The 19,738-nt window shown below is 44.9% G+C and carries 21 protein-coding genes; 16 read left to right on the top strand and 5 right to left on the bottom strand.

Features of this window, described 5'->3' with window-relative positions:
- Nucleotides 1-10 precede the first annotated feature (10 nt).
- Nucleotides 11-1,465, bottom strand: a complete 1,455-nt coding sequence (locus tag G4P54_RS14210; protein WP_167873000.1) for an alanine/glycine:cation symporter family protein — start codon at nucleotides 1,463-1,465, stop codon at nucleotides 11-13.
- A 264-nt stretch (nucleotides 1,466-1,729) separates the two neighbouring features.
- Nucleotides 1,730-2,047, bottom strand: a complete 318-nt coding sequence (locus G4P54_RS14205) for a DUF5412 family protein (protein ID WP_167872999.1) — start codon at nucleotides 2,045-2,047, stop codon at nucleotides 1,730-1,732.
- 188 nt (nucleotides 2,048-2,235) lie between these two features.
- On the opposite strand from G4P54_RS14205, the gene G4P54_RS14200 reads away from it, so the two are divergent.
- Nucleotides 2,236-2,358: a hypothetical protein gene (locus G4P54_RS14200; protein WP_167872998.1), complete on the top strand. Its 123-nt coding sequence runs from the start codon at nucleotides 2,236-2,238 to the stop codon at nucleotides 2,356-2,358.
- Nucleotides 2,359-2,404: 46 nt separating this feature from the next.
- Here G4P54_RS14200 and G4P54_RS14195 read toward each other — a convergent pair whose 3' ends face one another.
- On the bottom strand, nucleotides 2,405-3,052 hold the full coding sequence (locus G4P54_RS14195; protein ID WP_167872997.1) for a phosphotransferase: 648 nt from the start codon (nucleotides 3,050-3,052) through the stop codon (nucleotides 2,405-2,407).
- A 236-nt stretch (nucleotides 3,053-3,288) separates the two neighbouring features.
- Here G4P54_RS14195 and iolG point away from each other — a divergent pair, with 236 nt between their 5' ends.
- The 9 genes from iolG to yajC all read left to right on the top strand — a co-directional run bounded on the left by iolG (nucleotide 3,289) and on the right by yajC (nucleotide 10,749).
- Nucleotides 3,289-4,314, top strand: coding sequence for an inositol 2-dehydrogenase (iolG, locus tag G4P54_RS14190; protein WP_167872996.1), 1,026 nt, complete (start codon nucleotides 3,289-3,291; stop codon nucleotides 4,312-4,314).
- Nucleotides 4,315-4,393: 79 nt separating this feature from the next.
- Entirely contained in the window at nucleotides 4,394-5,701 is a 1,308-nt protein-coding gene (locus tag G4P54_RS14185; protein ID WP_167872995.1) for an MFS transporter, read from the top strand.
- Between the two features lie 47 nt (nucleotides 5,702-5,748).
- Nucleotides 5,749-6,261: a sporulation cell-cell signaling protein BofC gene (gene bofC / locus G4P54_RS14180; RefSeq protein WP_024714878.1), complete on the top strand. Its 513-nt coding sequence runs from the start codon at nucleotides 5,749-5,751 to the stop codon at nucleotides 6,259-6,261.
- A gap of 136 nt (nucleotides 6,262-6,397) precedes the next feature.
- Nucleotides 6,398-7,003: a Holliday junction branch migration protein RuvA gene (gene ruvA, locus G4P54_RS14175; protein ID WP_024714879.1), complete on the top strand. Its 606-nt coding sequence runs from the start codon at nucleotides 6,398-6,400 to the stop codon at nucleotides 7,001-7,003.
- A gap of 10 nt (nucleotides 7,004-7,013) precedes the next feature.
- The gene (ruvB, locus tag G4P54_RS14170) at nucleotides 7,014-8,018 is read left to right on the top strand and encodes a Holliday junction branch migration DNA helicase RuvB (RefSeq protein WP_167872994.1); all 1,005 of its coding nucleotides are present in this window, start codon (nucleotides 7,014-7,016) and stop codon (nucleotides 8,016-8,018) included.
- Nucleotides 8,011-8,211, top strand: a complete 201-nt coding sequence (locus tag G4P54_RS14165) for a DUF2905 domain-containing protein (protein WP_167872993.1) — start codon at nucleotides 8,011-8,013, stop codon at nucleotides 8,209-8,211. Before ruvB ends, G4P54_RS14165 begins: the two co-directional genes overlap by 8 nt.
- A gap of 29 nt (nucleotides 8,212-8,240) precedes the next feature.
- Nucleotides 8,241-9,269 carry a tRNA preQ1(34) S-adenosylmethionine ribosyltransferase-isomerase QueA gene (gene queA / locus G4P54_RS14160; RefSeq protein WP_024714881.1) on the top strand — a complete coding sequence of 343 codons (1,029 nt, stop codon included), beginning with the start codon at nucleotides 8,241-8,243 and terminating at the stop codon, nucleotides 9,267-9,269.
- Between the two features lie 26 nt (nucleotides 9,270-9,295).
- The gene (gene tgt, locus G4P54_RS14155; protein WP_167872992.1) at nucleotides 9,296-10,441 is read left to right on the top strand and encodes a tRNA guanosine(34) transglycosylase Tgt; all 1,146 of its coding nucleotides are present in this window, start codon (nucleotides 9,296-9,298) and stop codon (nucleotides 10,439-10,441) included.
- 41 nt (nucleotides 10,442-10,482) lie between these two features.
- Nucleotides 10,483-10,749, top strand: coding sequence for a preprotein translocase subunit YajC (gene yajC, locus G4P54_RS14150; RefSeq protein ID WP_024714883.1), 267 nt, complete (start codon nucleotides 10,483-10,485; stop codon nucleotides 10,747-10,749).
- Nucleotides 10,750-10,803: 54 nt separating this feature from the next.
- On the opposite strand, the gene G4P54_RS14145 is transcribed toward yajC, so the two are convergent.
- Entirely contained in the window at nucleotides 10,804-11,193 is a 390-nt protein-coding gene (locus tag G4P54_RS14145; RefSeq protein ID WP_024714884.1) for a TIGR04086 family membrane protein, read from the bottom strand.
- Between the two features lie 185 nt (nucleotides 11,194-11,378).
- Here G4P54_RS14145 and G4P54_RS14140 point away from each other — a divergent pair, with 185 nt between their 5' ends.
- Entirely contained in the window at nucleotides 11,379-12,035 is a 657-nt protein-coding gene (locus tag G4P54_RS14140) for a DUF421 domain-containing protein (protein WP_024714885.1), read from the top strand.
- Between the two features lie 3 nt (nucleotides 12,036-12,038).
- Here G4P54_RS14140 and spoVB read toward each other — a convergent pair whose 3' ends face one another.
- On the bottom strand, nucleotides 12,039-13,595 hold the full coding sequence (gene spoVB, locus G4P54_RS14135) for a stage V sporulation protein B (protein WP_167872991.1): 1,557 nt from the start codon (nucleotides 13,593-13,595) through the stop codon (nucleotides 12,039-12,041).
- A 114-nt stretch (nucleotides 13,596-13,709) separates the two neighbouring features.
- Here spoVB and comN point away from each other — a divergent pair, with 114 nt between their 5' ends.
- The 5 genes from comN (at nucleotide 13,710) to recJ (ending at nucleotide 19,738) form a co-directional block, all read left to right on the top strand.
- Nucleotides 13,710-14,006, top strand: a complete 297-nt coding sequence (gene comN / locus G4P54_RS14130) for a post-transcriptional regulator ComN (RefSeq protein ID WP_019259048.1) — start codon at nucleotides 13,710-13,712, stop codon at nucleotides 14,004-14,006.
- Nucleotides 14,007-14,044: 38 nt separating this feature from the next.
- Entirely contained in the window at nucleotides 14,045-16,258 is a 2,214-nt protein-coding gene (secDF, locus tag G4P54_RS14125; protein WP_167872990.1) for a protein translocase subunit SecDF, read from the top strand.
- A gap of 154 nt (nucleotides 16,259-16,412) precedes the next feature.
- On the top strand, nucleotides 16,413-16,910 hold the full coding sequence (locus G4P54_RS14120) for a cation:proton antiporter regulatory subunit (RefSeq protein WP_167872989.1): 498 nt from the start codon (nucleotides 16,413-16,415) through the stop codon (nucleotides 16,908-16,910).
- Between the two features lie 77 nt (nucleotides 16,911-16,987).
- On the top strand, nucleotides 16,988-17,311 hold the full coding sequence (locus G4P54_RS14115) for a LapA family protein (RefSeq protein ID WP_167872988.1): 324 nt from the start codon (nucleotides 16,988-16,990) through the stop codon (nucleotides 17,309-17,311).
- A 66-nt stretch (nucleotides 17,312-17,377) separates the two neighbouring features.
- Nucleotides 17,378-19,738, top strand: a complete 2,361-nt coding sequence (gene recJ, locus G4P54_RS14110; RefSeq protein ID WP_167872987.1) for a single-stranded-DNA-specific exonuclease RecJ — start codon at nucleotides 17,378-17,380, stop codon at nucleotides 19,736-19,738.

Here is a 19,738-nt window from a genome sequence, read left to right as displayed (position 1 = left end):
TTTTTTATGGTTAAGAAACACGTTCATTTTTCGGGATATATTCTTTCTCCCAGAAATCAGCGTTTTTGATGCCCAGCGATTTCGGATCAAAGACCGGATCTAAGCCCTGCTTCTTTTGGCGCTCGTAATCCTTTAAGGCAAGCAACGCCGGTTTTGAAAGCATCACAATGGCGATGACATTCAGCCATACCATAATGCCAAGCCCCGCATCGCCTAATGCCCAAGCAAGTGAAGCGGTTTTCACCGTTCCATAGAACGTCGCGGCTAAAATAATCAGCTTTAAGCCAAGCATTGCCCATTTGCTTTCTTTTCCTCGGGCTAAATAGACAATATTTGTTTCTGCGATGTAGTAATATGCCATAATTGTTGTAAAGGCGAAGAAGAATAAAGCGATGGCAACAAAGCCTGCACCTAATCCGGGAAGAACATTGTCAATGGCCGCTTGAGTGAAACCAGGGCCTGCCTCTACGCCTTTGAGGTGATGAACGATAAAGGAACCATCTGCAGCCTGGGTATTGTACATGCCGGTAAATAAGATCATGAAAGCCGTAGCTGAACATACAAATAAGGTGTCAATATAAACAGAAAATGCCTGAACAAGCCCCTGTTTGACCGGATGGGAAACTTCTGCAGCCGCTGCCGGATGCGGGCCTGTTCCTTGGCCGGCTTCGTTTGAGTAAACGCCCCGTTTTACACCCCACGAAATCGCCATGCCGATCAGACCGCCAAAAGCGGAATCTAATGCAAAAGCGCTTTTGAAAATCAATGAGATGACAGCAGGCAATTCAGAAATATTCATGACAATAATGACTAAAGAAAGAAGGATATAGCCAATGGCCATAAACGGAACAATCATTTGTGCGGCATTGGCAATTCGCTTGACACCGCCAAAAATGATAAACCCTAATAATAAAACGAGAATACAGCCTGTGATGGCAGGAGAAATACCGAATGCATTTTGGACGCCGGCTGCTATGGAATTGGACTGTACGCCCGGCATCAGAAGGGCCATTGCAATAAGAGCGGCAGCGGCAAATAAGACGGCAAACCACTTAATGCCTATGCCTTTTTCTATATAGTAAGCGGGACCGCCCCGATATTGGCCGTCTTGTTTCACTTTGTAAATTTGGGCAAGAGTAGATTCAACAAATGCGCTCGCCGCACCGATAAAGGCAATCGCCCACATCCAGAACACCGCACCGGGTCCGCCGAATGCGATTGCTGTCGCCACACCTGCGATGTTTCCTGTCCCCACTCGCCCGGACAGCGCAATTGATAATGCCTGAAAAGAAGAAACGCCGGCTTCAGAGCTCTTTCCTTGGAACATCAGAACAATCATTTCTTTCAAATGCCTGACTTGTAAAAAGCGTGTCATAATAGAAAAGGTTAATCCTATACCTAACAAAATATAAATGACGGGGGTACTCCATAAGACCGCGTTTAAATTGGTAACAAAATCCTCCATTTATCTTCCTCCTCACTTCATTTCGAATACATGTATAAAAAGAATTTTGGGCTAATTGAACTATTTCCACAATCGATTTGTCACATTATATGACTGGTAATGACCAATAAGAAAAGGGAGAGAAAAAGAAAACCGCAGCGTATTGATTACGCCGCGGTTTTCTGCAGAGGCCAAACAGATGGCAATTGTAATAAAATCTTTAGCAATAACGAAAAGCGCTCAGGATCAATTGGAAACGGATTTAATGAGTTGCATTCATCTCATTCATGCCTGCGGCGGTTCTTCGCGGATCCAATGGTCATCCTTCCGCCAATCATACGTATCATCAGTATCAAGATGTAAAGTTTGATTGCCGATTTTCACTGTATTGCGGTTGATCCATTTAACTGCCGGGCTGCTGTCCGGATAATTCCAGTAGATGGTTTTCTTGACGAGTGTTTTTTCATTCACAAGTTCACCTCTGGCCGCATCTGAGCTCAAGGTATTTTGGGATACAAAAATGTTTAACGTATAGCTGCCGTCCGGCGATTCAACCGATTGGACGATATTTCCTTTCGGGACGTTTTTCAGTGAAAATAACATCCAATAGGCGGCGCCTCAGAAGAATATCAAAAACGCTAACATGATAAGCGGGATTTTAGTGCGTGTATTGATCTGACTCGCTCCCTTTTTTCTTATATATCGGGTTCATGCTATCTTTACATTTCCTTAAAATTTCCTCAATAAAATGCTGGTATGATGAAATAAAAAAAGGGTGAGGGGAGACAGAAATGGAGAAAATATATTGTCATTCCAGCGAAAAGGACTCTGAAACGGTCTGCTTAACTGTGAGAGGTTATCGAATTAAGCTGTCGCCTGAACAAATGAAACTGATTTCTGCCGTCAGAAAGTAAAAAAACATGGACGAAGGCAGCCGCTTCAAGCGGCTGCCTTTTCGAATTAAGAATATTTTCTTTTCCGCTGAGCGAAATGCTTTTGGAACCAATCTTTTTTATATAAAAATGCGATCATCTCCAGCCAAAAACCCGGAATCTTTTTGGGGAATATCGGTTTTTTGTAGAGTGCATGATATGCAGCTTTTAAATCCTCCCACTGCGTGCACGTTTTTGTCTGATCAAACCTCGCAACATCAATCACCCGCACCGCTCCGGTTTCTGTCAGAATCAGATTGCGCAAATGAATGTCTGACGGGTTCAGGCCGGCCGCACGGGCATCAGAAAGCGCTCCTTCAACCTGCTGAATCATGTCATCGCTGATCGCAATGCCTTTCTTCAGACAATTATAAAAGGTTTCACCTTTAATATATTCCATGAGAATATATGAATCACCAGTTTCATAAATGTCAGGATAGAATGCGGACCCGGCTAATTTTTCATAGATCGCGGCTTCTTTGACAGCTGTCGCTTGATACTCCGGAAAAAATACTTTCAGCGCCATTTTTCGATCGCCTTCTGTTAAGGCAAACACATAGGCGCTTCTTCCCTTGCCGATGAGTGTTAATTCCTCGGATTTTTCTTTGACTTTATCAAATCTGCTGTTCTTGCGGTATATGACTGAATGGGCCAGTGCCTCTGCTTTTGTCAGCATTTCATTCACCTTCTTTGCTCAATTTTATGCAGCTGTTTATAGGAAAATCATAAACTGTTCAGGAAAAAGAGCCTAATTCTAGTGTATCTAGTCTTGAAGAAGAAGGCTACCTATAAGTATTAATTGTGATAAAAGAGACATTGGGCGGTCATTTCCATTCTTGAAAAGCGCTTACAAATGGGATAATATTAATTTTAAATAAAGCGCTTTCGTAAATATTCAAGGAGGAACAAGCCATGACAAAGCAGATTGTGACAGGGATTATCGGTGCAGGGCGCATCGGCAAACTTCATGTTCAAAATATACGCCGGATTCCTCATATGAAAATAAAAGCGGTATCTGATATTCAGGAAGGCCGGATAAAAGGCTGGGTCGACAGTCATCAGGTTGAATACATAACCTCTGATTATCGTGATGTATTACAAGACCCTGATATTGACGCTGTTTTGATTTGCTCACCGACAGTCGTACATGCGCAAATGATCAGAGAAGCTGCCGAGGCGAAAAAGCATATCTTTTGTGAGAAGCCTGTCAGTTTCTCTCTGGACGAAACAAAAGAAGCGCTTGCGGCCGTCCGGAAACACGGGGTTGCACTTCAAGTCGGATTTAACCGCCGTTTTGATCCGCATTTTAAGAAAATCAAAACGATGGTTGAAAATGGTGAAATCGGTACGCCTCATTTATTAAAAATCACGTCACGGGACCCAGAACCCCCAAATATAGACTATGTCCGTACTTCAGGCGGCTTGTTTATGGATATGTCAATCCATGATTTTGATATGGCCAGGTATATTATGGGAAGCGAAGTAAAGGAAGTGTTTGCAAAAGGGGCGGCTCTGGTGAATCCTACTTTTGCGGAACTGGGTGATATTGATACAGCTGTCATTACACTGACTTTTGAAAACGGTGCCATGGCTGTCATTGACAACAGCCGCCAAGCTGTGTACGGATATGACCAGCGGGTCGAGGTTTTCGGGACGAAAGGTTCGGCAGCGGCGGACAACAGCAGGCCGACGACAGTCGAAGTATCAACCGCTGATTTTGTTCTGAAAGATAAACCGCATTTCTTCTTCCTTGAACGTTATAAGGATGCGTATGAAGAGGAAATTCTTCGTTTTGCAGAAGCGATCGCAACAAACCAGGAAACTGCCTGCACGGGCAATGACGGTATTCAGGCGGAACGGATCGCCAGAGCGGCGCAGCAGTCGCTTGCTTTTGGCATGCCTGTCAGTATTGAGCATACTGAAAAAATCGCTTTTTGACCAAACAGGATTATAATTCGCTAGGCTTGGGTATAGAATCTCCGTTGATACTTTAGAAAAAAAGTAGGCGGTGGAGAACATGAATACAGCTCATGCTAAGGGAAATGTGTTGAACAAAATCGGAATTCCTTCTCACATGGTTTGGGGCTACATTGGCGTTGTCATCTTTATGGTTGGAGACGGACTTGAACAAGGCTGGCTGTCTCCTTTTCTCGTAGATCATGGTCTCAGCATGCAGCAATCCGCATCATTGTTTACCATGTACGGCATTGCTGTCACCATCTCGGCTTGGCTTTCGGGCACGTTTGTTCAAACATGGGGCCCGAGAAAAACGATGACCGTCGGCTTACTTGCCTTCATCCTCGGTTCGGCCGCATTTATCGGCTGGGCGATTCCTCATATGTCTTATCCGGCTCTTTTAGGCAGCTATGCGCTTAGAGGCTTGGGATATCCGCTGTTTGCATACTCGTTTCTCGTATGGGTGTCATACAGCACCTCTCAAAAAATTCTCGGAAAAGCCGTCGGCTGGTTCTGGTTTATGTTTACGTGCGGCCTTAATGTGCTCGGGCCGTTCTATTCCAGCTATGCGGTCCCGGCATTTGGAGAAATCAATACACTTTGGAGCGCTTTGCTGTTTGTAGCGGCAGGCGGATTCCTCGCTCTATTTATTAACAAAGATAAATTTACACCTGTAAAAAAACAAGATCAGCCAAAATGGAAAGAACTGTCCAAGGCATTTACAATTATGTTTGAAAACCCTAAAGTCGGTGTCGGCGGAGTGGTCAAGACGATTAATGCCATAGGACAATTTGGGTTTGCCATCTTTCTCCCGACTTATTTAGCGCATTACGGATATTCTGTGTCAGAATGGCTGCAAATATGGGGGACGCTGTTTTTTGTGAATATCGTGTTTAATATCATTTTCGGTGCAGTCGGAGATAAACTTGGCTGGCGCAATACCGTGATGTGGTTTGGCGGTGTCGGGTGCGGCATTTTCACGCTGGCGCTTTATTACACGCCTCAGTTGATCGGGCATCAGTATTGGGTCCTGATGATTATCGCCTGCTGCTACGGCGCGGCATTGGCCGGTTACGTGCCATTAAGCGCGCTTTTGCCAACGCTTGCCCCTGATAATAAGGGCGCTGCCATGTCAGTGTTGAACCTTGGATCTGGTTTATGTGCGTTTATTGCGCCGGGCATCGTAAGTCTTTTCATTGGGCCGCTCGGTGCAGGCGGTGTGATTTGGATTTTTGCAGCATTGTATTTTTTCAGTGCTTTTCTGACGCAATTTTTGACGGTTTCAGAGCAAAGCGCCGATGTATATAAGGAGGAACGGCTTGTCAGGGAAAATATACAAACAAATTTCGAGAAAACGGTTAAGCAGTAGCCTCTTTGGTCAAACTAGTCATAAACGTGTGCAAAGAGGTGTAGAGGGTGAAACGATTTAGCACGGCGTATCTTTTCCTGGGCATTCTTTGTTCAGCCGCAGCATGTCTAATAGGTGCTCCGCCCAGCGCACTTGGGGCGGAAGTGGAGCACTATGAACCGCTGCAGGTGCATGTGCAGCTTGAGAAAGTGTATTTGGACGGCGATGTCAGCATTGAGCATAAGGATGAAAAAGTGCTTTCTATGGATGATTTTTGGGCAGCTTATGCCGGCTGGACGCTTGTTGAACAAAAAAAGGGCTATGTGCTCTTCCGGAAACAAATGGATGATATTTCTCCGCTCAGCAAGGTGAACGGGTATATCGGTGTATCGGATAATGGAGTGATTTCCACTTTTCATGGCCGGCCTGAGTCAGCTTCCGAACCGATTCAGTCTTTTTTTCAAATTGATTTAGAAAGGCTGGAAAGCCATATGCAAAAAAATCTTCTGAAAGGCATTCCATTTCGGACAAAAGCGGAGTTTGAGGATGTCATAGAACATATGAAGACATACAGCGGGTAACGTCTGCTGATTGAAGACATGTATTCATGTCTTTTTTTTCGTGTAAGAATGAGAGAAGCGAACGTATGTTAACTTTTCTATAAGACTTTGACTGTTTTTATGGTACAATGAAGAACAGTCAAAGAGGTGAATTTGCGTGATCGAATTTGTTAAAGGGACGATTGATTATGTATCTCCCCAATATATTGTGATAGAGAACGGCGGCATCGGCTATCAGGTTTTCACGCCGAATCCGTTTATATATAAGGAGAGAAGCCAAGAAACGATTTTTACGTACCATCATATCAGAGAGGATGCTTTTTCACTCTACGGTTTTTCAACAAGAGAGGAGAAAGCGCTCTTTACAAAGCTGTTAAACGTGACAGGAATCGGTCCAAAAGGTGCACTCGCCATTTTGGGCTCAGGGGATCCGGGAGCGGTTATCCAAGCGATTGAAAATGAGGATGAAGCCTTTTTGGTCAAGTTTCCTGGTGTAGGAAAGAAAACCGCTCGCCAGATTATCCTTGATTTAAAAGGAAAGCTTGCCGATGTTGTGCCTGAAATGATTGAAAATCTGTTTAATCATGAAGAAAGGCTTGAAAAGCAAACAGCGGAAACGGCTCTCGAAGAAGCGCTGGAGGCCCTCAGGGTTCTCGGATATGCTGAAAAAGAAATCAAAAAGGTGCTTCCTCACTTAAAAGAGGACATTGGGCTGACAACAGACCAATATGTAAAAAAAGCATTACAAAAACTATTGAAGTAAGGTGATGTTCATGGATGAACGGCTCGTCTCTAGTGAAGCAGACAACCATGAATCAGTGATAGAGCAAAGCCTGAGACCGCAAAATCTGGCCCAGTATATCGGGCAGCATAAGGTGAAAGAAAATTTGCGCGTGTTTATCGATGCAGCAAAAATGAGGCAGGAGACGCTGGATCATGTTCTTCTGTACGGGCCGCCCGGACTCGGAAAAACGACTCTCGCTTCCATCGTTGCCAATGAAATGGGAGTGGAATTGCGGACGACATCAGGACCTGCGATTGAACGACCTGGTGACTTGGCTGCCATATTAACGGCGCTGGAGCCGGGAGATGTATTATTTATTGATGAAATACATAGGCTTCACAGATCGATTGAAGAGGTGCTTTACCCGGCGATGGAAGACTTTTGTCTCGATATTGTCATTGGCAAAGGCCCCTCCGCCCGCTCTGTCAGGCTCGATCTTCCGCCTTTTACGCTGGTCGGCGCCACAACGAGGATAGGGCTTTTGACGGCACCGCTAAGAGACAGATTCGGCGTAATGTCTCGCCTTGAGTACTATACGCAAGAAGAGCTGGCGGATATTGTTACAAGAACGGCTGACGTATTCGAGGTTGAGATTGATCAGCCGTCTGCTCTCGAAATCGCGAGGAGATCGAGAGGGACGCCCCGCGTAGCGAACCGCCTGCTGAGAAGGGTTCGTGATTTCGCTCAGGTGCTGGGTGACAGCCGGATTACGGAAGAGATTTCGCAGGATGCGCTGGAGCGGCTTCAAGTTGACCGTCTCGGTTTGGATCATATTGATCACAAGCTGCTGATGGGCATGATCGAAAAATTTAACGGCGGCCCGGTTGGTCTTGATACCATTTCAGCCACGATCGGCGAGGAACCGCATACGATTGAGGACGTATACGAACCATATCTTCTGCAAATCGGTTTTATCCAAAGAACGCCGCGGGGAAGGATCGTGACACCGGCCGTTTACCATCATTTCCAAATGGAGGCTCCCCGATATGACTGAATTCCCTAAGATCATTATGATTCTTGGTGCTGTTTTGCTTATCATTGGAGCAGTTTTGCATTTTGTCGGCAAGATGCCGGGAGATATTCTTGTGAAAAAAGGAAATGTCACATTTTTCTTCCCGGTTGTCACTTGTATTATCATAAGTGTGGTATTATCAATTTTGCTTAATCTTTTCGGCAGAATGAAATAACAAAAGACTAGGATAAAGGTGAAATCATCATGAAAGTCGATTTATTTGATTTTGAACTACCGGAACGTTTAATTGCACAAGTGCCATTGGAGCAGCGTGATGCTTCAAGGCTGATGGTGCTTGATAAACATACAGGAGAGCTGACTGACAGCTCGTTTAAACACATTATCAGCTTCTTTAAAGAAGGAGATTGTCTTGTATTAAACAATACCCGTGTGCTGCCTGCGCGGTTATTCGGGACAAAAGAGGATACCGGCGCGAAAGTGGAACTGCTTTTGTTGAAACAGGAAACCGGTGACAATTGGGAAACACTTGCGAAACCGGCGAAACGGGTGAAAAAAGGCACCGTTGTCACATTTGGAGACGGAAGATTGAAGGCAATTTGCACGGAAGAGCTTGAGCACGGCGGCAGAAAAATGGAATTTCAGTATGACGGTATTTTTTACGAGGTGCTGGAATCCCTTGGAGAAATGCCGCTCCCGCCATATATTAAAGAACAGCTTGATGACAGAGAGCGCTATCAGACTGTATATTCTAAAGAAATCGGCTCTGCGGCCGCGCCTACTGCGGGCCTTCACTTCACAGAAGAAATCTTGCAGCAACTGAAAGACAAAGGTGTGCAAATTGAGTTCATCACTTTGCACGTAGGTCTTGGAACGTTTCGCCCTGTGAGTGCCGATGACGTGGAAGAGCACAATATGCATGCGGAGTTTTATCAAATGTCAGAAGAAACGGCCGCAGCCTTAAACAAAATAAGGGAAAATGGCGGACGGATTATATCTGTCGGCACGACATCAACACGCACGCTTGAAACAATTGCCGGGGAACATGACGGACAATTTAAAGCATCAAGCGGCTGGACATCTATTTTTATTTATCCGGGCTATGAATTTAAAGCCATTGACGGAATGATTACAAACTTCCATTTGCCAAAATCATCCCTGATTATGCTGGTCAGCGCGCTTGCGGGAAGAGAAAACGTTTTGCGCGCTTATCATCATGCGGTGGAAGAGGAATACCGTTTCTTCAGCTTCGGAGACGCGATGCTGATTTTATAATTTGAGAACAGGAGGCCTCATCAAAAGTGGCTGAACAACCAATACGCTATGAATTTATAAAAGAATGCAAACAAACAGGAGCGCGTCTGGGAAAAGTCCATACGCCTCATGGCTCCTTTGAAACGCCGGTGTTTATGCCTGTGGGCACACTGGCGACAGTCAAAACGATGTCACCTGAAGAGCTGAAAGCAATGGATGCGGGCATCATTTTAAGCAACACTTATCACCTATGGCTCCGCCCTGGACAAGATATTGTCAAGGAAGCGGGCGGGCTCCATAAATTTATGAACTGGGACCGCGCGATTTTAACCGATTCCGGCGGCTTTCAGGTCTTTTCTTTAAGCAAGTTTCGTAATATAGAGGAAGAGGGTGTCCATTTCCGCAATCACTTAAATGGAGACAAGCTGTTTTTATCTCCGGAAAAAGCGATGGAGATCCAAAACGCACTCGGATCTGACATTATGATGGCGTTTGACGAATGTCCGCCGTATCCGGCAGAGTACGATTATATGAAACGGTCAGTTGAACGGACAAGCCGCTGGGCGGAACGCTGCCTGAATGCCCACAGCCGTCAGGATGAGCAAGGGCTGTTTGGCATTGTACAAGGCGGAGAATATGAAGATCTGCGCACACAAAGCGCGAAGGACTTGATTTCCCTTGATTTTCCGGGCTATGCTATAGGCGGATTATCTGTCGGCGAACCGAAGGATGTCATGAACCGTGTGCTTGAGTTTACAACACCGCTTTTGCCGAAGGATAAACCGAGATATCTGATGGGAGTCGGTTCTCCGGACGCGCTGATTGACGGAGCAATCCGCGGGGTCGACATGTTTGACTGTGTGCTGCCTACCAGGATTGCAAGAAACGGCACAGTCTTTACTGCTGAAGGCCGTCTCAATATGAAAAATGCGAAATTCGAAAGAGACTTCCGTCCAATTGACGAAGAGTGTGATTGCTATACATGTAAAAACTACACTCGCGCGTACATCAGACACTTGATCCGCTGCAATGAAACATTTGGCCTTCGATTAACAACTTACCATAACCTTCATTTTCTGTTACACTTAATGGAGCAGGTGAGACAGGCTATTCGCGAGGATCGTCTGGGTGATTTCCGAGAAGAGTTCTTTGAGCGTTACGGCTACAATAAGCCAAATGCGAAAAGCTTCTAAAATAAAAATGAAAAACTGGCTTACAGAAAGGGGTGAAAATTATGACTGGCACTTTAGGTACATTGGTTCCTATTATTTTAATGTTTGCGGTTCTTTACTTCTTGCTGATTCGTCCTCAGCAAAAGCAGCAAAAGAATGTACGCCAAATGCAGGAGGAACTGAAAAAAGGCGATTCAGTGGTGACAATCGGGGGATTGCACGGCACTGTTGACTCTATCGACGAAAGCAAAGTCGTCATTAAGACTGGAGATAACACACGTCTTACATTCGACCGACGCGCGATCAGAGAAGTTTCTGCTGCTGAATAACAGCAGGAGCTGTACATAGCAAACAAAAAAGAGCGGGTGATCCCGCTCTTATTTTTATGTGGAAGACCTGTTTCCCCTCATGTTCACGCCAAAAATCCCGCCCAGCATGCAGACTCCTAAAAATCCAAGATGAAAAAGAAGCTGCTCCGCTGTAAAAGTCTTTCCGAATCCTAAATACTGAAACAACAAAATAATCATAGAAAAGCTTAAGGCAGTCATTGCCCCGATCATCCAGCCCCTTTCCTTCCCTTTCCCGCCCGAAATGAACCCGCCGATAAATAAAGAAAGAAATGAGATAGCGTTGATCAGCCAGTTGAATGATGACTCTTCAAGCGAGGTTGCCGTCAGTAACAGGGAAACTGCTAAACTCGTTAAGAGCATGGCTGAGAAAATGGCAATTAAGCCGTATAGAATGCCTTTTCCAACTTGTTTTGTTTCCTCCATGAATGTCTCCTCTCTGCCTGTATTAAAAGGCTTCTGTTCTAAGCCGCCAGATATGCTGATGGCTCGTCTTTGTAAAAATGTATTCCCTCCTCTCATGAATTAGACGTAAAAGCTTTATGAAATACGATTGGTTTTTACATAAATTGTTCGTTTTGTAGCATCCTATGATGAGTCGGAGGTGCATCATGGAAGAGCTTCTCACTATTACGTTTCGCACAATCGTATTGTATTTTGTCATCCTGGTTATTTTTCGTTTAATGGGTAAACGGGAAATCGGAGAGCTTAGCATTTTAGACCTCGTTGTCTTTATCATGATGGCTGAAATTGCCGTTTTAGCCATAGAAAACGTAGAGGACCATCTGTTTCACACCATTTTGCCAATGCTTGTGTTAATGCTGATTCAAGTGACGTTTGCCTATTTATCCTTAAAGAACCGAAAAGTCCGCCAGCTCCTTGACGGAAAGCCGACGATTATTATTAAATATGGAAAAATAGACGAAGCTGCCATGAAATCACAGCGGTATAATTTTGATGATTTAATCGTTCAGCTCAGAGAAAATAATGTCGATAGAGTAGCTGACGTATCATTTGCCATTTTAGAGCCGTCAGGCAAGCTGACTGTAGTGAAGAAAGAAAACAGCGGAGAGCATCGGCAGCTCGAAATGCCGCTCATTATAGACGGATCCATTCAAACCGAAAACCTGTCCAGAATCGGCAAAGACAAACAGTGGCTGTATGAAAAGCTACGAAAACACGGATATTCCAATCCTTCAAACATTTCCTTTTGCTCGTTTACTGACGGAAAGTTATTTATTGACGAAAAAGATGGGCGCCGCACGTAACCTTTAGCGGATGATCAGCCGTCCGATAATAGGAATGCGGCGAAGCTCATCTTTTTTAATTAAACGGAAAACGAGCAGGAGGATAATATAGATTAATGCACTCATTGCGATCCACCCGGCGACATTCACAGCTTCGGACGACCCAAAGCTTACAGATTGTTTGATGGCAGAGCTGATAAATCCAGAAATCACAATAACGGCGAAGCTGAGTGCGTACTCCTTGATTTTGATGCTGATCGGCAGCACCTTGCTTACGGTCGCCGCGTGCAACAGCGTCACGAGCACCATGCCTGTCACAATAGCTAATGCCGCGCCCATGATACCGAGAGACGGCCTGGTGGCAAGGACAAAAATAAGGCCTGTTTTGACAAGTGCTCCTATTAAGCTGTTCATCATCGCCGCTCCTGCTAAATTAAGCGCCTGCAGTACTGCTTGAAGAGGGCCTTGGAAATAATAAAGCAGAAAAAACGGAGCCATCACTTTTATAAATACAGCTGCGCCTGAGGAGCCGTACATCACCGTCATCAGCTCATCCGCAAATACAAATAAAATGACAACTGAAATGCCTCCGCTGAGCAGACAAAGACGCATGGCCTGTTCCAAGCGGTATTCCACCACCTGCAATTTTTTCTGTTCCATTCCTTCACTGATCGCAGGAACCAGCGCGGTCGACAAAGAATATGTAATAAAGCTGGGCAGAGTCAGCAGGGTCATGGCAAAGCCGGTCAGCTCCCCATATTGCTTTGTGGCGGCAACTGTCGCCACTCCTGCGATGGCAAGGCTTTGGGCGACGACAATCGGCTCGAAAAACCAAGAGAGGTTGCCGATAAAGCGGCTCCCGGTAGTTGGAAGGGAAACGCTCATTAATTGGGTAAAGGTGTGTTTTCCGTTTTTAATAGACTGGAAAAAATGTTTTCTGATTTTAATGGTCTTTTTATATTTAAAGCAAACGAATAAATAAAGAAGTGATGCCAGCTCTCCTGCTACTGAGGATAGCATTGCTCCTGCTGCGGCATATTCAATTCCATAAGGGAGAAAAATCGTTGTGCAGACAGCGACGAGTGAAATGCGGATCACCTGTTCAAGGACTTGGGAGACAGCAAGCGGGTTCATATTCTGTTTTCCTTGAAAGTACCCCCTCAGCACACTCGATATGGCGATAATCGGCACAATTGGTGTAATGGCCAGAAGCGGATACAGTGTTCTTTTATCAGTCAGCATCGTTTCAGCCATAACCGGGGCGAAAAACAGAAACAGCGGTGTAAAGATCAGGCTGAGCACTCCAGTGATGGTCAGAGACATAACTAAAATATTTTTCGTTTTTTGATGATCTCCGCGCGCGCTGGCTTCAGCCACAAGCTTGCTGATCGCGACCGGCAGACCGAATTGAGTTAATGTAGCGGCCAAGAAGAAGGTGGGCGCAGCCATCATGAAAAGCCCGACTCCTTCTTCACCGATAAAACGGGCGATAACCACCCGGTTGACAAACCCGAGCATTCTTGTCACCATTCCTGCTGCGATAAGGATAAGAGTGCCCTTTAAAAACGTCTGTTTCGCCATTTTTACCCCCTGCCTTCTCAAACTACCTGTAATCATATACAATAAAGATATGCGTATATGTCGTCCAAGCATGACAAGTCTTCTTGAAAAACAATAAAAAAGGAGCGTGGAATCGTGGAGAAGCATCCCGCGGATCTATATAAAGACCACGTCAGGCCGTTTCTTTACAGCAAACTGGAAGAGTTTAAGATTCTCGGGTATGATGATGTTGAACTCGAAAGTTTGTGGTCATACTTAACAGATAAGAAGTGGAAAAAGAAAACGGAACTGCACATTTATGAAATGACGAGCGATATCTTATCAGTGAAAATTGGCGAATTTATGAACTATGCAACCGTTGAGTCATTCAAAACGTCTAATTGGCTGGGCAGTGAAGAAGGACAGGAAGCATTGGAAGAACTGCTGAGATAGCAGATCGATTCGCACAGGTTTAAGGGAGGATATACATAATGAAAAAAGGACGCTTGATTGCGTTTTTCCTTTTCGTATTATTGATCGGCACGGGCTTGGGCTACTTGACGAAGCCTGCTGCGAACAATATTACGTTAGGATTGGATTTGCAAGGCGGATTTGAGGTGCTGTATGATGTACAGCCCGTAAAAAAAGGTGACAAAATCACAAAAGACGTTCTGGTCAGCACAGTAGAGGCATTGAACCGCAGGGCCAATGTCCTCGGTGTCAGCGAACCGAACATCCAAATTGAAGGAAATAACCGGATTCGCGTTCAGCTTGCTGGTGTGACAAACCAAAACAGAGCGCGTGAAATTCTGGCGACTGAAGCGCAGCTTTCTTTCAGAGATGCGAATGATAAGGAACTGCTGAACGGTGCTGATCTTGTTGAAAATGGAGCTAAACAAACATACGACAGCACAACAAACGAACCGATTGTCACCATCAAACTGAAAGACGCTGATAAATTCGGCGAAGTGACCAAAAAGGTCATGAAGATGGCGCCAAACAACCAGCTTGTCATTTGGATGGATTACGAAAAGGGAGACTCCTTTAGAAAAGAAGTTAAAAAAGAGCATCCTAAATTTGTATCCGCTCCAAATGTAAGTCAGGAACTAAATACAACTGATGTAAAAATTGAAGGACATTTCACAGCTCAAAAAGCAAAAGATTTAGCCAGTATTTTAAACGCCGGCGCGCTTCCTGTAAAACTGACTGAAAAATATTCAACATCAGTAGGCGCACAATTTGGCCAGCAGGCGCTTCATGATACGGTGTTTGCCGGTATTGTCGGTATCGCAATTATTTTCTTATTTATGCTTTTCTATTACCGTTTGCCGGGATTTATAGCGGTGATTACGCTATCAGTTTATATCTACATTACACTTCAGATTTTTGACTGGATGAATGCTGTACTTACGCTTCCGGGAATTGCCGCACTCATTTTAGGGGTCGGGATGGCTGTTGATGCCAACATCATCACCTATGAGCGGATTAAAGAAGAGCTTAAGCTAGGCAAGTCTGTCCGTTCTGCCTTCCGCTCAGGAAACAGACGGTCATTTGCAACGATTTTTGACGCGAACATTACAACGATTATTGCAGCGGCTGTGCTCTTTTTCTTTGGGACAAGCTCTGTTAAAGGATTTGCGACGATGCTGATTCTGTCGATTTTGACAAGCTTTATCACGGCCGTTTTCTTATCAAGATTTCTTCTCGCTCTCCTAGTGGAAAGCAGATGGCTTGATCGGAAAAAAGGCTGGTTTGGCGTCAATAAGAAACATATTATGAATATTCAAGATACGGACGAAAATACAGAGCCGCATACACCGTTCCGAAAATGGGATTTCACGAGCAAGCGCAAATATTTCTTTATTTTCTCCAGCGCTGTTACGATTGCCGGGATTATTATCCTGCTTGTGTTCAAGCTGAATCTTGGCATTGACTTTGCGAGCGGCGCGCGGATTGAAGTGCAAAGCGACCATAAGCTGACGACAGTGCAGGTGGAGAAGGACTTTCAATCTCTGGGCATGGATCCTGATACCGTTGTTCTGTCAGGCGAAAAGAGCAATGTCGGCGTTGCCCGTTTTGTCGGGGTGCCGGATAAAGAAACCATTGCAAAAGTCAAAACGTATTTCAAAGACAAATACGGATCAGAGCCGAATGTCAGCACAGTTTCACCGACAGTCGGTAAAGAGCTGGCGAGAAATGCGCTTTATGCAGTTGCTATCGCTTCTATTGGCATTATCATTTACGTTTCGATCCGATTCGAATACAAAATGGCCATTGCCGCAATCGCTTCACTGCTTTATGACGCATTCTTCATCGTCACGTTTTTCAGCATTACAAGGCTTGAGGTAGATGTTACCTTCATCGCCGCCATTCTGACAATTATCGGGTATTCCATTAACGATACTATCGTTACATTTGACAGGGTTCGGGAGCATATGAAAAAGCGCAAGCCGAAAACATTTGCCGAGCTGAACCACATTGTAAACCTGAGCCTGCAGCAAACCTTTACACGATCTATTAACACTGTATTAACTGTTGTAATTGTTGTTGTGACATTGCTGATCTTTGGAGCATCATCTATTACCAACTTCTCAATTGCTTTATTGATTGGGCTGTTAACAGGCGTTTATTCCTCTCTCTACATTGCAGCGCAAATTTGGCTTGCATGGAAAGGAAAAGAACTGAAAAAAGATTCGGCGCAGTAAAAAATATCAGGCTGTCCTTTTCGGGGCAGCCTGTTTTTTGAAGTTTCATTGAACTTAAAATGGGCATTTGCTATAATGACATACGCTTACATTTAAACATATAGATGCTGTAAAAGTGTTTGTGACTGTTTTCAGAGATGTAGGAGGGTTATATATGAGGGTTCGCGAATCAGAGCTGCCGGGCATAGGGCGAAAAGTTGAAATGGTGACTAGAAACCGCAATAAAATTTCAATTATCATTCATCATGACGGACGGAGAGAGCTATACATTTTTGACGGAAACGATCATGAAGAGTGTGTTGCTTCCGTGCAGTTTGATGACGCTGAAGCTAGACAGATTTCTGCAATTCTCGGAGGAATGGTATATAAACCGAAAGCACTTGAAAGCGTCGAGGCAGCCCTTGATGATTTGATGATAGAATGGTTCAAAGTGGAAATTGGAGCGCCGGCCATTCGTCATACACTAGGTGATTTGGATGCAGGGCAGGAATACCATGTGACTGTTATTGCGATCATTAAAAAGAATCAAGAAAAACAATTACCTCCGGGATCTGATACAGTCATTGATGAGGGCGACACCCTTGTGATGTCCGGTGAGAGAAACAGACTGAAGAGGCTGATCCGGGAAAAATTAACCGCAAATGAGGCTTGACCTAGCGTCAGGACATGTTTAAAACCAGTCTTGATAGGGAAAGTTACCTCAGGTAAGTAAATATTGGGGGATAGAAAATGAATAAACAATGGACGATTATTTTCGCACTTATTTTTACCTTAATTGTCGCTATTTTTGCAGTCATTAATGTAAGATCGGTTGAAGTTGATTACCTGTTTGGCAGATCGGAATGGCCGCTTATTCTCGTCATTTTAGGCTCAGTTTTAATGGGAGCGCTGATCGTGTTTTCTGTCGGCATTTTTCAGGTGATGAAATTAAAGCGGGAAATCAAATCGCTGCGGAAAGAAAACGAAACGGCAATACATAAACAAGAAGATACTCAGCTTGCTGATCTGAACGACACACAAGATGCATCAGCCAGACTTGAGAAAAAAGACTAGTTTTCGAATAATATTTGAAACCCCTCAGTCTGCTCTAGTATAATAGGGTGGTTGAGGGGTGAATTTATGTTAGCGTCAAAAATGCGATGGGAAATCCAGCGACCAGATCAGGATAAGGTCAAATCACTCACAGAACAATTGCATATAACACCTCTTGTTGCGTCCCTGCTTGTAAAAAGAGGCTTTGATACGGCAGAAAGCGCGAAGCTGTTTTTGCATACAAAGGATGCCGATTTTTATGACCCTTTTGAAATGAAGGGCATGAGAGAAGCGGCAGAGCGAATAAAACAGGCGATTGCACAACAAGAACAGATTATGATATATGGCGATTATGATGCCGATGGAGTTACCAGTACGTCAGTGATGCTGCACACGCTGCAAAAGCTGTCGGCACAAGTTGATTTTTATATACCTGACCGCTTTAAGGAAGGATATGGCCCTAATGAACAGGCGTTTCGTTCGATAAAAGAACGAGGCTTCTCTCTGATTATTACGGTTGATACAGGAATTGCCGCTGTGCATGAAGCAAAGGTGGCAAAGGAACTCGGGCTGGATGTCATTATTACCGATCACCATGAGCCGGGGCCGGAGCTTCCGGATGTCCACGCAATCGTCCACCCGAAGCAGCCGGGCTGCACCTACCCGTTTAAGGAGCTGGCCGGGGTCGGAGTGGCGTTTAAGCTTGCTCACGCTTTATTGGGCGAACTCCCGGATGAACTGCTTGACCTGGCGGCAATCGGCACGATTGCTGATCTTGTCCCGCTGCATGATGAAAACAGATTAATTGCAACACTGGGACTTGAAAGGCTTCGGCGCACGAATCGGCTGGGCTTAAAAGAGCTGATGAAGCTGTCAGGCGGAGACATCGGAGAAGCGAACGAAGAAACAGTTGGGTTCCAGCTGGCACCAAGGCTGAATGCTGTCGGAAGAATCGAACAGGCAGATCCCGCCGTTCATTTGCTCATGTCGGAGGATTCGTTTGAAGCGGAAGAGCTTGCCGCAGAAATTGACCGGCTGAACAAAGAGCGCCAAAAGATGGTCAGCAAAATGACGGATGAAGCGATTGAAATGGTTGAACAGCAAGGTCTCGAGCAAACTGCAATCGTCGTGGCCAAAGCCGGATGGAATCCGGGAGTCGTTGGAATTGTGGCTTCAAAGCTTGTCGACCGTTTCTACCGCCCGGCCATTGTGCTTGGCATTGACGAAGAAAGAGGAATTGCTAAAGGCTCGGCCAGAAGCATCAGGGGCTTTAATTTATTCGAGAGCCTTTCTGAATGCAGAGATATTCTTCCTCATTTCGGCGGCCATCCAATGGCGGCAGGGATGACGCTGAATGCAGCAGATGTGCCGGATTTGCGAAACAGGCTGAATGAAATAGCGGACAATACGCTTACGGAAGAGGATTTTATTCCTGTACAGGAAGTCGATCTCGTCTGCGGTGTCGAGGATATTACAGTTGAAAGCATCACAGAGATGAACATGCTGTCTCCATTCGGCATGCTGAACCCGAAACCGCACGTTCTCGTAGAAAATGCTGTGCTGGAAGATGTCCGCAAGATCGGCGCTAATAAAAATCATGTCAAAATGACGGTCAGAAATGAGTCGTCTCAGCTTGATTGCGTCGGTTTTAATAAAGGTGAGCTTGAAGAAGGCATCGTACCGGGCTCTAGAATTTCCATAGTCGGTGAGATGTCAATCAACGAATGGAACAATCGAAAAAAGCCGCAGCTTATGATTAAGGATGCCGCTGTTTCTGAATGGCAGCTGTTTGATTTAAGAGGAAAACGGATGTGGGAAGATACGGTTTCCGTCCTTCCATCAGCTAAACGGGCCATAGTCTCTTTCAAAGAAGACTCAACAGCACTTCTTCAGGCTGAAGAACTTCGCCGTGAAGTGCACGTCATCAGCTCTGAAGAACAAGCGAAGGCGTTAGACCTTAATGGCGCCTATATTGTATTGCTGGATCCGCCGCCTTCGTTGGACATGCTTGCACGTTTGCTGGAAGGAAAAGCGCCTGAGCGGTTATATTTCATTTTTCTCAATCAAGAGGACCACTTTTTATCAACATTTCCCGCAAGAGACCACTTCAAATGGTATTATGCGTTCTTGCTGAAAAGAGGCGCTTTTGACGTAAAAAAACACGGTTCAGAGCTCGCAAGACATAAAGGCTGGTCCGTTGACACAATCAATTTCATGACAAAGGTGTTTTTTGATCTAGGTTTTGTTAAAATAGAGAATGGTGTGCTGTCTGTAGTTAGCGGAGTAAAGAAACGCGACTTAACAGACTCACAAACATATCAAGCGAAACAGCAGCTGATGGAACTGGATCAAAAGCTGAATTATTCTTCTGCTGAGGAGCTGAAGGAATGGCTGAATAAGCTGATGAAACAAGATTCAGAGGCTTGTGAAAGTACGAGGAGGACATAA

Source organism: Bacillus tequilensis (genome assembly GCF_012225885.1).
In the GTDB taxonomy this organism is placed as follows: Bacteria; Bacillota; Bacilli; order Bacillales; family Bacillaceae; genus Bacillus; species Bacillus tequilensis.
The sequence above is the reverse complement of the archived record's forward strand: the minus strand, read 5'-3'. Positions and strand labels throughout refer to the sequence as shown.

What these genes read in the sequence shown, in the direction of transcription:
- G4P54_RS14165 (WP_167872993.1), top strand. Translation starts at nt 8,011, where the DNA reads ATGACTGAATTCCCTAAGATCATTATGATTCTTGGTGCTGTTTTGCTT.
- G4P54_RS14205 (WP_167872999.1), bottom strand. Translation starts at nt 2,047, where the DNA reads ATGTTATTTTCACTGAAAAACGTCCCGAAAGGAAATATCGTCCAATCG.
- G4P54_RS14210 (WP_167873000.1), bottom strand. Translation starts at nt 1,465, where the DNA reads ATGGAGGATTTTGTTACCAATTTAAACGCGGTCTTATGGAGTACCCCC.
- G4P54_RS14115 (WP_167872988.1), top strand. Translation starts at nt 16,988, where the DNA reads ATGAATAAACAATGGACGATTATTTTCGCACTTATTTTTACCTTAATT.
- queA (WP_024714881.1), top strand. Translation starts at nt 8,241, where the DNA reads ATGAAAGTCGATTTATTTGATTTTGAACTACCGGAACGTTTAATTGCA.
- G4P54_RS14145 (WP_024714884.1), bottom strand. Translation starts at nt 11,193, where the DNA reads ATGGAGGAAACAAAACAAGTTGGAAAAGGCATTCTATACGGCTTAATT.
- G4P54_RS14200 (WP_167872998.1), top strand. Translation starts at nt 2,236, where the DNA reads ATGGAGAAAATATATTGTCATTCCAGCGAAAAGGACTCTGAAACGGTC.
- G4P54_RS14140 (WP_024714885.1), top strand. Translation starts at nt 11,379, where the DNA reads ATGGAAGAGCTTCTCACTATTACGTTTCGCACAATCGTATTGTATTTT.
- spoVB (WP_167872991.1), bottom strand. Translation starts at nt 13,595, where the DNA reads ATGGCGAAACAGACGTTTTTAAAGGGCACTCTTATCCTTATCGCAGCA.
- G4P54_RS14185 (WP_167872995.1), top strand. Translation starts at nt 4,394, where the DNA reads ATGAATACAGCTCATGCTAAGGGAAATGTGTTGAACAAAATCGGAATT.
- ruvB (WP_167872994.1), top strand. Translation starts at nt 7,014, where the DNA reads ATGGATGAACGGCTCGTCTCTAGTGAAGCAGACAACCATGAATCAGTG.
- yajC (WP_024714883.1), top strand. Translation starts at nt 10,483, where the DNA reads ATGACTGGCACTTTAGGTACATTGGTTCCTATTATTTTAATGTTTGCG.
- iolG (WP_167872996.1), top strand. Translation starts at nt 3,289, where the DNA reads ATGACAAAGCAGATTGTGACAGGGATTATCGGTGCAGGGCGCATCGGC.
- G4P54_RS14120 (WP_167872989.1), top strand. Translation starts at nt 16,413, where the DNA reads ATGAGGGTTCGCGAATCAGAGCTGCCGGGCATAGGGCGAAAAGTTGAA.
- G4P54_RS14195 (WP_167872997.1), bottom strand. Translation starts at nt 3,052, where the DNA reads ATGCTGACAAAAGCAGAGGCACTGGCCCATTCAGTCATATACCGCAAG.
- recJ (WP_167872987.1), top strand. Translation starts at nt 17,378, where the DNA reads ATGTTAGCGTCAAAAATGCGATGGGAAATCCAGCGACCAGATCAGGAT.
- secDF (WP_167872990.1), top strand. Translation starts at nt 14,045, where the DNA reads ATGAAAAAAGGACGCTTGATTGCGTTTTTCCTTTTCGTATTATTGATC.